Genomic DNA, 12,015 nt, shown 5'->3' with positions numbered 1-12,015 from the left:
ATTTCACCCCGCCGACCGCGGCCAGATGAGTTGTACATTAGCTACTTCGAAATTTCGATACCAACGGACACGGAAAAGATGCATACTCCCCAGCGTTTCATCCTAACGGTAAGCAGACGTCGCACCGACAGGCCAAAGAGCGTGTCCCGCGGACCATCGAATGGGGGTCGTCGATGGCATCTACCCCAATCCAGTCTGGAAACGAGCAAGAAGCGCTGGCTGCCGGTCCGTCGCCGAGCGAACGTCACCTTCAAATGGAACGGATCTTGGCGAATCCGACGTTTCAAGCCAGCCCGCGCCGCCGCCTGCTGTTGCGATATCTCGTGGAGGAGACGTTGCACGGAAGGGCGGATCTCCTCAAGGGCTACACCATAGCACTTGCCGTTTTCGATCGCGATCAGTCCTTCGATCCGCAGTCCGACCCGGTGGTTCGTCTGGAGGCTCGCCGTCTTCGGCGCGATCTCGACTGCTACTATGCCGGGGCGGGAAGTCACGACCGGATCCGTATCTCCATCCCACGGGGCGGATATGCGTGTCAGTTTGAATGGACGGAGGGCGGCGCTGGATCGAGTCCGGTTCATTCGACCACAGCGACCGACGCACCGGTTCTCGCGTCGCCTGCAAGGTTGGCGGAGCCGGATATTCACCCGGCAGCCATACCGTTCGATCCGCCGGAAAGCCGCGATGCCGGCTCGCACAAATGGCAGCCCGGATGGCGGAATGCCGTGGTGGCGTTCGTGATCCTTCTCGCTTGTGTTGGTGCCGCTGCCTGGGTTTGGAGCAGGACCCATGGCCAAGGCCCCGATCCCATGGCCCGCGGTCCGACGATGATCGTCCTGCCCTTCGAGGCGCTGAGCGCGGGGGAGGACGACCGTTTCCTTGCCTCCGGGCTGACACAGCAACTGATCACCAATCTCATGCGGTTCGATACCCTCAGGCTCTATTCGTTGCCCGCAAGCTTCGCTCAGGACGCAAATGCCGATCCGACAAATCTCGGCCGGCGACTTGCCGTGGCCTACGTCGTAAAGGGCAGCCTGCGTTCGAACAACGAGACGGTCAGGGTCGGTGCACAGCTCATCGACGCAAGAAGCGGCCAGGTTCTGTGGAGCGAAACCTATGACCGCGCAATGACGGCCTCCGCGCTGCTCGACGTGCAGGACGAATTGGCGGGCAGTATTGCAACTCTCCTTGGACAACCCTACGGCGTCGTGAACAACGACGCCGCCGACCGCCTCGTCGAGAACGCCATCCCCAGCATGCCGAGTTATGCCTGCATGCTGCGCGCCTATGCATACAGGCGCACGTTCCAAACAGAACTCTACGGCCCCGTGCGAGCCTGCCTTCAAGAGGCGATCCAGCGCGATCCCGGCTATGCGTCCGGATGGGCCATGCTCGGCTGGATGCATCTCGATGCAGTTAGGTTCGAAATGGAGCCAACGGAAAAGTTCGAGAGCGAGTTTGCGCAAGCCTTCACCGCTGCTAGGCGCGCCGTCGAACTCAATCCGAAGAGCGTTCTTGCACTGCAGGCGCTGTCTTCGATCAACTATTATTCCGGGAACTACGACGAGGCGGAACGCTTGCAGCGGCAGGCCCTGGCTCTCAATCCCAATGATCCCGACACGCTCGCCCAGCTCGGCTGGCGGCTTGCCGCCCGCGGCAACTGGCAGGAGGGCCTGCCCTATCTCCAACGTGCCATCGACCGGACCATCAACCCTCCAGGATGGTATTTCAACCTGATTTCTGTCTATGCATACCTTCAAGGCGACTATCCTGCGGCTCTGGAGAGCGCCGAGCGATCGACAGCCGACGGTTCGGGCATGAGCTGGTCCTTCGTGGCCATCGCTGAGGGAGCATTGGGGAACAAGGAAGCCGCGCGGCACGCGTTAGCAGAAATGACGGCCCGATCGCCGTCGCTCGCTCGCGACCCGGCGGCAGGGTACCGCCGCCACCAGCCAATCGAATCCATTGTCGACCGCCTTGTTGCAGGACTACGCAAGGCGGGTTGGTCGGCGCCCGCCACCCAGACCTCGGCCGATGCCAACCGGCCCTGAGAACATACTCACTGACGCAGGTACAATCATCGCGAGCACAAGTTATGCGTTACGATGAGGCAACGATTTACCTAGACTTTTATTAGTCTTCTGACAAATTGTGTCCTGGGGACCATGTCAGGCGAGGCGGGACCGTCTCCTCCCCTCGGGCGTTTTCATAGCGAGGACCTCAGGATGACATTGCTGACATCAGCCAATGTGAATGACGAAGGGATGGCTGGCCTCGTATGGGTACCGGGCCAAACCTTCACGATGGGGTCGAACGAGCACTATCCGGAAGAAGCCCCCGCCCATCCAGTCTCGGTCGACGGCTTCTGGATCGACGCGACGCCCGTGACCAACCGCCAGTTCGCGGCCTTCGTCAAGGCGACTGGACATGTCACCGTTGCGGAGCGGACGCCAGATGCTGCCGACTACCCCGGTGCGATTCCGACGATGCTCAGGGCCGGATCCCTTGTATTCACCCAACCGAAAGCGGTCGCCGGCCCCGACATCGGTCAATGGTGGTCGTTCAAGTTTGGAGCTAACTGGCGGCATCCTTATGGTGGTCGTAGCGACATTCGCGGCAAGCTCGACCATCCGGTTGTTCATGTCGCCTATAGCGACGCCTGCTCCTATGCGGAGTGGGCGGGAAAGAGCTTGCCAACGGAGGCCGAATGGGAACTGGCCGCACGTGGTGGTCTGGAAAACGCCGAGTTTGCATGGGGCGACGAACTCAGCCCGGATGGAAAGCTCATGGCCAACACGTGGCAGGGCATCTTTCCCACGCAAAGCACCAAATCCGCCGGAGCGGACAGGACGTCGCCCGTCGGCGCCTTCCCTGCGAATGGATATGGCATCCTTGACATGATCGGCAACGTCTGGGAGTGGACGTCCGACTTCTGGTCGGCCGGCCATTCGGAACCTGCCGCCAATTCGTGCTGCATTCCTCAAAACCCGCGCGGTGGCGACCGAGAAGCGAGCTTCGATCCCCGGCAACCGGAAATCCGAATACCGCAGCGTGTCCTGAAGGGCGGATCGCATCTTTGTGCGCCGAACTACTGCCGACGCTATCGCCCGGCGGCGAGGCATGCCGAGCCGGAGGACACGTCGACCAGTCATGTGGGCTTCCGGTGCGTCAAGCATGCATGACTTCGCCGCTCCCGTCGAATTCATACCAGGTCCTGCGATACGGCATCGAACGGGGTCCAGATCAGGTAAAGCGCCGCTTGTCATGGCAGTGGAGTCAAGGATGCGGCGCATCGAGCCGAAGGGCGGGGAGCCTCAAAGGACAATTTAGCGAATTTCGACGCGGGCGGGCCGAGCTCGGGCTACTGACCGCATCGCGTGCGATGCCAATCAATTTGCACTGAAATGCCAGAGGGGAGAAGGCATGAGAGTTTCACCAACAGCGGCCGCCTTGGTCGCATCGACGTTGACTGTCTTTTCTTGGGGTCATTCCGCATTGGCGCAGGAGTCCAGCTCAGACCTCGCGAAAAAGTTGAGCAACCCCATTGCGTCGTTGATCAGCGTACCCTTCCAGTTCAACTACGACAGCGGTTACGGACCCGCTGATGGCAACCGCCAAGTCTTGAACATCCAACCTGTGATCCCGTTCTCCTTGAACGAGGATTGGAACCTGATTTCCCGTACGATCACGCCTGTCATCTGGCAAAACGACATTGCGGGCGCATCGGGGCATCAGTTCGGGCTCGGCGACACTACGCAGAGTCTGTTCTTCTCGCCCAAGCAGCCCGGCTCCGGCGGCCTCATCTGGGGTGCAGGGCCGGCTTTCTTGTTGCCAATGGCGACCGATGAGTTGTTGGGAAGCGGCAAGTGGGGTGTCGGTCCAACGGCCGTTGCCCTGAAACAGCAGGGGCCTTGGACATATGGTATGCTCGCGAACCATATTTGGTCGTTTGCGGGCCAGCGCGACAGAGACGATGTAAGCGCCACATTTCTGCAGCCCTTTGTCTCCTATACCACGCCCGACGCCTGGACGTTTACGCTCAACACCGAGAGTACGTACGACTGGGAACACAATGACTGGTCGGTTCCTCTCAACCTTCAGGTTTCAAAGCTCGTGAAGTTTGGCAAGCAACCTGTAAGCCTCACTGCGGGAGCTCGCTATTGGGCCAAGTCCCCCGACAGCGGCCCCGATGGTTGGGGCGTCCGCGTGGCAGTCACGTTCCTGTTTCCGAAATAGGCGAAAATTCACCTCCAAAGGCTGCTCCGACTGTAGCCACGAGCGCGGGGCCGGGTCCTTCGGCTGGTCGTCCTTGCCGTGCACGAGGAGTATGGGTGTCTCGTTGCTCGTGCTGGAGAGCGGCGTCGGCGGAAGGAGACCGGCGAAGAATACGAGCCCCTCCATCTTCCTGCAGCGACCGCGTCGAGGGCGACGATAGCCCCTTGGGACGCGACCTATTCATGGCGATAGACAGCGCTCGCCCTATTTGCGGCCCCCTACCGACAGACCCCAAGAACCGAGTCGGCCTTCGGTCATCCTCAACCCGTCTTCGTATTTTGAGGAGTCAAGGCCCGCTTGCTCGGCCTGAAGTAGATTGTCTTCGAGGTCAGCCTTCTTCACCTTACGAGCCAAGGGGGTTGATACGGCTCGCTGGACAAAGACACGTTCGTCTTCTCCCGACCGCTTCGTCAGGGCATCGACGGCTACAATGATCGCCTTTGGAAAGCCCTCTTCCTTGAGCCGGTCAAGCGTCCAACCTTTCCCTTTTTCGACCACGTCATGAAGATAGGCCACGATCTTCTCCTCGTCTGTCAGGACAAGGTCGGCGACACGTCTGCAGTGATCGAAATACGGATTGCCCGCCTTGTCGAGTTGTCCGTCGTGGGCTTCCGCCGCGACGAGGATTGCGTGCTGAAGATGCTGCCCTTCATGCATTTGAGTTCCTCCGCTTCCAAGCAGATAACGCGCTGTCGACCGTATCGTTTTTGCCGTTCGTTCAACGGAAAGACGTATTTGGATCTCGTCAGCCAATTTCCGTGGTGCAATCCCTCTCCGCAAAACCCATCAGCATCGCGCCATCGATTTAGTCTCCCTGTCGGTGCGCCAGAAACTTGATGACAGGAACTTTGCGAAAACAAATTTGTTCAATGCGACCCGCTCCAAACCTCAGCTAGAAGTCGGCGGCCATCGCAGTCGCCACAATATGACGCGAGCATTGGGACAGGCTCTTGGCGCAAACTCACGGACGTAGGACGAGACATTGTTCAATCATGTCGTTCTCGATGTCGGTGCAGATGGATCTGTACTCGACGAGCAGAGCTTCATCCTCACAGATTTGGTGCTCGAGTCGGTCAAGCATGGCGGTCGCCTCGTCGTATGCTTCCAGGAGATCGGAGAGAACGGGATTCCGGGCGACGACGTCCTGAAGTTTGCCGCGTAGACTCGGAAGCTTCAACATGGGCTTTGCCAGCCCTCGCTTCGAACTGCCTTTCGCGGCAACGCGCCCGCCTCGCTCCGCCTCCATCGACCTATCCGATCTTCTGTGCATCCGACGGCTAGAGAGTGTAGCCGAACCGACCGACAAGGTAAGTACGTTACGGTAACAATCGCAGACTGGCCCGCCGGCCCGATTACGGGGGATTTTCGGTGCGCGATTTTTTGCTGTCGTTGCTTCGCGTCCGCGCGAAGACGCCATCCTTCGCGGTCGAAGCTGGCCGACGACTTCGCTCATCGCTGTACTCTTTTAGACGCTCCGCGCCGGGACTCGAACACGTGATCCCACCGAGAATGCGGCGAAACTGAATCGCCCAGATCGCCTATTGCACCCCCTGCGCCTTTCGCTAGATTTCATTGGTGTAGGTGGGGTATGAAATGATCCGACACCATATCCATCCGGACGATCTGCCGTTGTTCTCGGAGAACTTGGCGATATGCCAGCGTGTCTTCGATGTCGTGCGTACCGAACTGAAAATCGAGCCGGGAACGGATCGAAACGATCTGCTGGCATCGAACATCATCCATTTTTACAAACGGGGCATCAAGAACGAAGCGCAACTCCTGATCTTGGCAAGGACTGCAGCGATCACTTGATCTCGTCTAGGAACAAAACTGCCTGCAGCCGGTTTATCGCGGTCCACTTTAGAGTGGACGGGGCCAGGCGCCTCTCCGTTTCCCGGTCCATCCGAGTGCGTCTGGCTCGTTCCCTTTGTATAGGGGACCATGCGTAAATGCCGACCAGGAGGGTGGCCGAATACGATCCTGCGATCGCACGTCGGCGTCTGCCTCGACGTGTTAGGGCGCGGACCGCTGGCGGCTGTTCTGGCTTCGGTTCTCCCTTTCGGAGGCTGCCGAAAAGACCAGTTTCAGCGCCGAGCGATGAATTCAGAACACGCCTCAAATGCCTTCGTATTTCCGGTGCTTTCCGATCGTCCGGGCTGAACCAGGAGTTCGTGCTGGCACTCGATCGCATCCGCCAGGGTGTCAGCGATGAGATCCTGGATAGGCGCCAGCCTCCCCGCAGCGATAACGTCGTCATATCCACGAGCCAGTACGACCGTGCCGTCTGTCCGGCGGACCAGCTGTGCGGATACCCGCAGCTTTCCCCCCTCGAGCTGCACGCTTCCTTGAAGCGAGTAGACAAGGCGCGAGCCTTTCCCCTCGGTCTCGACCTTGGCAATCGGGACGGCGACCACAACATCCCGGAATTGCACAAGCCTGCTGATGATACTGGCGTTCAATCCGCGTGAGAGTGTCGAGGCTAAGTCCCCTCGGGATGCAATTTCGAAGTGTTCGACAACTACCACTGGTCGAGGATCCGAGGGAGATGTCGCTGCTGCTCCGTGATCTGCCTCCCGTGGGAAAAACGTCGTCGCGACCCCAAGCGCGCTCAAGGCGAGAGCGGTCGGCCCGTTAACGCGTCCGCACCAACATTTCGTCGACTGCGGCCGTCCGCTCGCGGGTTCGTCCGCACCTTCTGCGGCGCTCCCTTTAATCGACGCATCCGGACGGGGCGCTTGATCGCGCGCACCCGCAACTTCCGACGGACCAGATAGACTGCGACGGAAGGCGGCCACATATGAGCCTTTGGGGATCGTGATGATCACAGGGTCGTTCCTGCCGGACATCAGATAGTAGCGCTCCAGCGCCCGCCTTATCCGTCCAGCGTCGAGGCGGACACATGGATCATTCTGCGCATCGAACGTCGAGTCTCGCCCGAACACCGACAGGGCGATCGTGAAGGCCTTCAGATGGGTCGATCGGCCCTCAAGAGTCTCGTTGACGACATAGGAGAGAAAATCGACCGACCGCCGGGGGAGTTTGAAGTCGGGACTGCAGACGATGCGCGCCAGTTGGTGCTGCACCTCGCCGGACGTGAGCTCTTCCGTTGCGGTCGCTGCCATCAAACACCCGCCTCCCTCTCCAAGAGGCTGCCAAAAACCTCGGCATCGAGGAAGTACGTTACGGTAACGCAACCGTTTACGCTGATTTCAGGGAAGACGCGATCGCGGCACTTTCCGCAGGGGGTACACGTCCAATCGCAACAACATCGACGATAGCCCCACCCGGTCGACCTCGCCAAATTGTTCGCGGCTTTGTCGAACCCAGGATTTCAGGGAACCGAGCTGCTGGAAACGTCTACGTGGAAAGTCAGTGCCACGCGGTCCTTTCCGCGCTATACTGATGGGCCGCAAATTCGACGGAAAGGTGAAGCCAATGAGAAGGCTCGCATTCGTTCTTCTGTCGCTCACGGCGGCGCTCACGAGCGCGCCGCCCGCTGCAGCGTTTCCCGCCATTGCAGCCCCGACGATCGAGGCACCGCAAGCGCAACGGGCATACTATCATGGCGGCCATGGCGGATACTACCACGGCGGCTACTACCACAATCATGGTGGCGGTGACTGGGGTTGGGCGTTGGGCGGACTTGCCGCGGGCGCAATAATCGGTGGGCTGCTCGCACAGCCGAATTATTATGGATCTGGCTACTACAACCCCGGCTACTACGGCCAGGGATACTATGGAGGGCTCTACTACGCGCCGCGCTACTATCGCCGGACGTACTATGGCGGCACCGGCCATACGCAATGGTGCTATGCGCGCTACCGTTCGTACAGGGCCTACGACGATACGTTCCAGCCATATCACGGTCCTCGGCAGCCTTGCCTGTCCCCATACTGATCAGGACCGCGCGGGAACCGAACGAAGGGGACAAAGAATGCGCTGACGAAGCGGCTTGCGCACGAAAAAACAAGCCGCGTCGAGGCGAACCGGATTCCGAGATTACCTAATAGAAGACCGCAGGCCTGCTACGAAGGTCGCGGGCTTGCCGGAGAGATCGGCGATCTTCGTTGCGAATTTGGAAAACAGGGAGTTCATGACGGGCGTCCTACTGGAGGGAAACAATCCTTTACTGGTCGCTGCCGACCGGATTCCGGGCGACAGCGACTAGTTATTCCAGATTGGAAGGCGATTTCGAAAGCGTCATCGGCTGGTCGTGACCTCTGACGTTGAGAAGGAAAGCTGGGGCAAATCGCACCGGCCTTCCCCGAGTTCGCCTACAGACGATTCCTCAGGTATCGCTCGCGCTCCGCCGCAATCTGTTCTGCCGTGTACGGATCGGCCGTTTCGTCGAAGCGTGTCCAGCCCTGCTCGGCGTAGCTGGCCCGACGTGCTGCGATGTCGACGCGCGGCGAACTATTGAGGATCGCTTCTGCCGAGGCGACACGGCTTTCGTCCACCCGTGCGGTTACGACCGATCCACCGCGGCGGACCCCTTCGGCGTACACGTTGGCGTCCTCTTCCGGCACTCCGGATTCAACCATGGCCCCGACAATGCCGCCAACGGCTCCGCCTGCAACCGCTCCGGCAACCGCTCCTGCCGCCGTAGCCGCAAGCCATCCAGCAGCGACAACCGGGCCGACTCCGGGGATGGCAAGCATGCCGAGACCAGCCAGAAGCCCGCCTGCACCGCCAGCCACGGCTCCGATGCCAGCACCGGTCCCGGCGCCGTCAGCCGCATGGCTACCCTGGCCTTCCACATCGACGCCGTTGGTCTTGTTGGTGACAATGCTAATGTCGTCGGATGATACGCCTGCGTCTTCCAACGCGCTAACGGCTGCCTTGGCGTCGCTGTAGCTGTCATAAAGTCCAGTGATCGTTTTCATAGAAATCTCCTCCGTGTTCAAGTTACTTGGCCATCGTCACATTGCCCTGGAAGTCCAGGGCGACGTTCGCTTGCTTGCCGTCCTTGGTCGCGGTTGCGCGCCAGACACCTTGGTCGTCGAGCTTCAGCCCGGTCACATCCTTGTAGCCTGCGTCTTCCAGGCGGGACTTGGCCTGTGTCTCCGTGAAGCTGTTCTTGCCAGCGACCGGAGCTCCTGGGTTCTGTTCGGTTTTGACTGCCGGAGTGGTCTGCGACGTGCTCGGTGTTTCGCTTTGAGCGAAGGCTCCGGATGCCGAGAGAAGCAGGACGGCGGAAAAGGCGGCGATTTTTTTCATGGTGTTCTCCTCATGTTGACTGAAACTGAAACATGCGGAAACGCTAGAAGTTCCAATGATTTGTTTGTGGAACTTCGCCTTGTAAACGGCGTAGGACGCGCTACCAAGGAAAGGCTGCGATGGGAGACGTCCGCCCTGAGCAGCGCCGCCTCGACCGAGAGCCCGCATACCGGAACTCATCGTCACGTGACACAAGCAAAGATGACATATAATGTGATGAGACACCTGAGGAACAGCGTTGTCCGAAACATTCTTTTGCTTGAGGACCAGCCCTTCATCGCTTTGGATCTCGAAGAAGTCCTCGATGAAAACGGTCATCGCAACCATGTGACGTTCAGCACCTGCGCGGAAGCCGCTGCATGGCTTGAAGTCAACAAGCCGTCTTTGGCGATCGTCGATCCCCGCCTGTCCGATGGAGTGTGCACGGTCGTCGTTCGGCGCCTGAGCGAACTGAATATCCCTTTCATCGTCTTACTCGGGCGAAGGCGAATTCCGTCAAGCGGCGGAGCCGGCGTTTGCGAATGGGTTGGCTTTGGGGAAGCCCGCGTTGCCGGAAGAGATAGCCACAGCCGTGACGCGCGCACTCCATCCGGTCTAACGGCCGTGGTGGCCGCGCGCCGCAAACTGGAAGACACAATGGAAATCATAACGGATTGGCCGCTTCGGGGCGGGAATACGAACTGCTTGCGGCCGTCGTCCTCGGTTCGGATCAGTAGTGTGGAGACTCCTGATTCGCGACTCAACGAATCTCTTTCCGAGTCGTTCCTCTGTTGATCCGGAGTCGCGGGCTTCTCAAGAAGCCGCGCGATGTCCGCGACGTTTGTCTTCGACCGCCCGTACAGCCGGGACGCGAACGCCGCCGGCTCCTGCGATCCAGGAAACGTTCGGTGGCAGATGCCTCGCAGTCCTGGCAATTGCCACTTGAAATCCAAACGAGTCCTTCGAGACCAAGGATTCGGGCCGTCGCTTGAACGGCCATGTTTCAGTACGATATCCGTCCGTCCTTGATAGGTGCGACATCGGAGGAGAGTTCCTCCTTTAGGATCGCTCGCGCTTCCGGGCTGACGACGGCAACCGGCGCCGCGACGGCAAACCGCGCCTCCGAGCCAGCAAAATTGGCGGCACTCACCCCGATCTGATCCGCAACGCTTGTCTTTCCACGATCCAGGGTCTGACCGGCCAGCCGACGCCCGAGAAGGCGGACGATCTCGGGACTGTCGGCGAAGGCGTTGTGACCAAGCGGGTCCTTCGTCGCGATGGCGCTCGTGTCGATGACCGAAACGCCGAGTTCATCGAGAAGAGGCACGTAGGGTCCGAGATCGGACCCGCCGAGGCGATTGACCCCGCCAGATAGCCAACCGGAAACCCCCAGCGCCTTGTCGCGCGTCGACGTCAAAATCACAAAGTGCGGCCGCTTGCGCCCCATTTCGGTGAACTGGCGACGGAACACGTCGATGTCGATGTCCGGCGATGCGAGAACGACATTCTTGACCTTCGACGGAATCGATTTCTCGCGCATGGCGACGCCACGTAGTGCCTCCGCGGCAAGCCAGCCGCCCATGGAATGAGCGAGGATCGTGATGTCGGAGATGTCGGGACTTTTTGCAGCCTGCAGGATGAGATCCTCCAAGGCTCGGCGCGAGTAGTTGGCGCTCTCCTTGTCGTAGAGGTAGTCGAAGACACGCCCTCGGGATGGCCAGGTAAAGAGAATCGGGGCGGCGTCGGTTCCCGAGTCATGGACGATCTGCGCGAGACGGAAGACCGCGTCGGCGTAGGTGTTGTTGAAGCCATGCACGAATATGATGACCTGATGCTTCGCGTTTCGGTTCTTCCGATACCAGTCGACAGCCTGGCTTTCGGATTGCACCTTTGTCACCTGCGTCACCGCAAACTCCTTTTGCGGGTTGGGCGGCATGCGGGACGGCCACTGCACTTCACCGATCTTGCGGGTCCAGTCGGGAGGGCCGGAGACGTCGACGCTGTTCAGCGAGATCGCCGTCCCGCGGTCGCCGGAAAAGAGTTTGCCCGGATCCTCCGAAGGCTTGCGCGTTGTGGCGACAAGCATGGTGACCCGAGAAGTTCCGGTCGGGGCGACGGCGAGTGGCCGCAGAACGTCTTGCGGCCGACTGGCGCAACCCGATGTGACAAGCGAGAGGGCCACGAGGACCGCGACGGCCTTGCACGCGCAACGAAGGGTCGCGATCGTCACAGTGCGGCGGTGTCCCAGGGCAACGCGCCCAGGATGCGAGAGCGATCCTGTCATTTCAGTTCTGCTCCACTTCCCGCGGAATACGGAACCAGGCGACGTAGAGCGCCGGCAGAAAGAGAAGTGTCAGCGCCGTTCCGACAACGATCCCACCCATCATCGCGTACGCCATCGGTCCCCAAAAAATCTCATGCGAGATCGGGATCAGGGCGAGCGTCGCGGCGGCGGCGGTGAGCATGATCGGCCGCATGCGGTGCTCGGTCGCCTCCACCACCGCCTTCCACGCCGACATTCCCTCCGCTCGCAACTCCTCGATC

At 60.1% G+C, this 12,015-nt stretch carries 13 protein-coding genes; 7 read left to right on the top strand and 6 right to left on the bottom strand.

What is annotated here, in order from left to right:
- Positions 1–173: 173 nt before the first annotated feature.
- The 3 genes from DTW90_RS25575 to DTW90_RS25565 all read left to right on the top strand — a co-directional run bounded on the left by DTW90_RS25575 (position 174) and on the right by DTW90_RS25565 (position 4,236).
- Entirely contained in the window at positions 174–2,051 is a 1,878-nt protein-coding gene (locus tag DTW90_RS25575; RefSeq protein ID WP_149341949.1) for a tetratricopeptide repeat protein, read from the top strand.
- Between the two features lie 174 nt (positions 2,052–2,225).
- Positions 2,226–3,182, top strand: coding sequence for a formylglycine-generating enzyme family protein (locus DTW90_RS25570; protein ID WP_149341941.1), 957 nt, complete (start codon positions 2,226–2,228; stop codon positions 3,180–3,182).
- Positions 3,183–3,423: 241 nt separating this feature from the next.
- Positions 3,424–4,236: a transporter gene (locus DTW90_RS25565; protein WP_149341939.1), complete on the top strand. Its 813-nt coding sequence runs from the start codon at positions 3,424–3,426 to the stop codon at positions 4,234–4,236.
- A 243-nt stretch (positions 4,237–4,479) separates the two neighbouring features.
- Here the strand turns inward: DTW90_RS25565 and DTW90_RS25555 are convergent, their stop codons facing one another.
- Positions 4,480–4,932, bottom strand: a complete 453-nt coding sequence (locus tag DTW90_RS25555; RefSeq protein WP_149342143.1) for an HD domain-containing protein — start codon at positions 4,930–4,932, stop codon at positions 4,480–4,482.
- A 325-nt stretch (positions 4,933–5,257) separates the two neighbouring features.
- Here DTW90_RS25555 and DTW90_RS25550 point away from each other — a divergent pair, with 325 nt between their 5' ends.
- Positions 5,258–5,437, top strand: a complete 180-nt coding sequence (locus DTW90_RS25550) for a hypothetical protein (protein ID WP_149341937.1) — start codon at positions 5,258–5,260, stop codon at positions 5,435–5,437.
- A gap of 431 nt (positions 5,438–5,868) precedes the next feature.
- The gene (locus tag DTW90_RS25545) at positions 5,869–6,087 is read left to right on the top strand and encodes a hypothetical protein (RefSeq protein WP_149341935.1); all 219 of its coding nucleotides are present in this window, start codon (positions 5,869–5,871) and stop codon (positions 6,085–6,087) included.
- A gap of 272 nt (positions 6,088–6,359) precedes the next feature.
- On the opposite strand, the gene DTW90_RS25540 is transcribed toward DTW90_RS25545, so the two are convergent.
- Positions 6,360–7,397, bottom strand: a complete 1,038-nt coding sequence (locus DTW90_RS25540; RefSeq protein WP_149341933.1) for a hypothetical protein — start codon at positions 7,395–7,397, stop codon at positions 6,360–6,362.
- A 313-nt stretch (positions 7,398–7,710) separates the two neighbouring features.
- Between DTW90_RS25540 and DTW90_RS25535 the strand changes: the two genes are divergently transcribed.
- Positions 7,711–8,172 carry a BA14K family protein gene (locus DTW90_RS25535; RefSeq protein WP_149341932.1) on the top strand — a complete coding sequence of 154 codons (462 nt, stop codon included), beginning with the start codon at positions 7,711–7,713 and terminating at the stop codon, positions 8,170–8,172.
- 377 nt (positions 8,173–8,549) lie between these two features.
- Here the strand turns inward: DTW90_RS25535 and DTW90_RS25530 are convergent, their stop codons facing one another.
- Positions 8,550–9,158, bottom strand: coding sequence for a general stress protein (locus DTW90_RS25530; protein ID WP_149341930.1), 609 nt, complete (start codon positions 9,156–9,158; stop codon positions 8,550–8,552).
- Between the two features lie 22 nt (positions 9,159–9,180).
- Positions 9,181–9,492, bottom strand: a complete 312-nt coding sequence (locus tag DTW90_RS25525; RefSeq protein WP_149341928.1) for a PepSY domain-containing protein — start codon at positions 9,490–9,492, stop codon at positions 9,181–9,183.
- 12 nt (positions 9,493–9,504) lie between these two features.
- Between DTW90_RS25525 and DTW90_RS37680 the strand changes: the two genes are divergently transcribed.
- A complete protein-coding gene (locus tag DTW90_RS37680; protein ID WP_246665039.1) occupies positions 9,505–10,266 on the top strand; it encodes a hypothetical protein in 762 nt (253 codons plus the stop codon).
- 208 nt (positions 10,267–10,474) lie between these two features.
- On the opposite strand, the gene DTW90_RS25515 is transcribed toward DTW90_RS37680, so the two are convergent.
- Entirely contained in the window at positions 10,475–11,755 is a 1,281-nt protein-coding gene (locus DTW90_RS25515; RefSeq protein WP_149341926.1) for an alpha/beta hydrolase, read from the bottom strand.
- Position 11,756: 1 nt separating this feature from the next.
- Positions 11,757–12,015, bottom strand: a 259-nt coding sequence (locus DTW90_RS25510; RefSeq protein WP_149341924.1) for an efflux RND transporter permease subunit, incomplete at its 5' end; no start/stop codon positions are given.

It is taken from the genome of Neorhizobium sp. P12A (genome assembly GCF_008365395.1).
GTDB lineage: Bacteria > Pseudomonadota > Alphaproteobacteria > Rhizobiales > Rhizobiaceae > Rhizobium.
This window is presented reverse-complemented; position numbering and strand designations above follow the sequence as displayed.

Excerpts from the sequence above, each read along its gene's own strand:
- DTW90_RS25575 (WP_149341949.1), top strand. The coding sequence starts at position 174 with ATGGCATCTACCCCAATCCAGTCTGGAAACGAGCAAGAAGCGCTGGCT.
- DTW90_RS25570 (WP_149341941.1), top strand. The coding sequence starts at position 2,226 with ATGACATTGCTGACATCAGCCAATGTGAATGACGAAGGGATGGCTGGC.
- DTW90_RS25565 (WP_149341939.1), top strand. The coding sequence starts at position 3,424 with ATGAGAGTTTCACCAACAGCGGCCGCCTTGGTCGCATCGACGTTGACT.
- DTW90_RS25555 (WP_149342143.1), bottom strand. The coding sequence starts at position 4,932 with ATGCATGAAGGGCAGCATCTTCAGCACGCAATCCTCGTCGCGGCGGAA.
- DTW90_RS25545 (WP_149341935.1), top strand. The coding sequence starts at position 5,869 with ATGATCCGACACCATATCCATCCGGACGATCTGCCGTTGTTCTCGGAG.
- DTW90_RS25540 (WP_149341933.1), bottom strand. The coding sequence starts at position 7,397 with ATGGCAGCGACCGCAACGGAAGAGCTCACGTCCGGCGAGGTGCAGCAC.
- DTW90_RS25535 (WP_149341932.1), top strand. The coding sequence starts at position 7,711 with ATGAGAAGGCTCGCATTCGTTCTTCTGTCGCTCACGGCGGCGCTCACG.
- DTW90_RS25530 (WP_149341930.1), bottom strand. The coding sequence starts at position 9,158 with ATGAAAACGATCACTGGACTTTATGACAGCTACAGCGACGCCAAGGCA.
- DTW90_RS25525 (WP_149341928.1), bottom strand. The coding sequence starts at position 9,492 with ATGAAAAAAATCGCCGCCTTTTCCGCCGTCCTGCTTCTCTCGGCATCC.
- DTW90_RS37680 (WP_246665039.1), top strand. The coding sequence starts at position 9,505 with ATGTTGACTGAAACTGAAACATGCGGAAACGCTAGAAGTTCCAATGAT.
- DTW90_RS25515 (WP_149341926.1), bottom strand. The coding sequence starts at position 11,755 with ATGACAGGATCGCTCTCGCATCCTGGGCGCGTTGCCCTGGGACACCGC.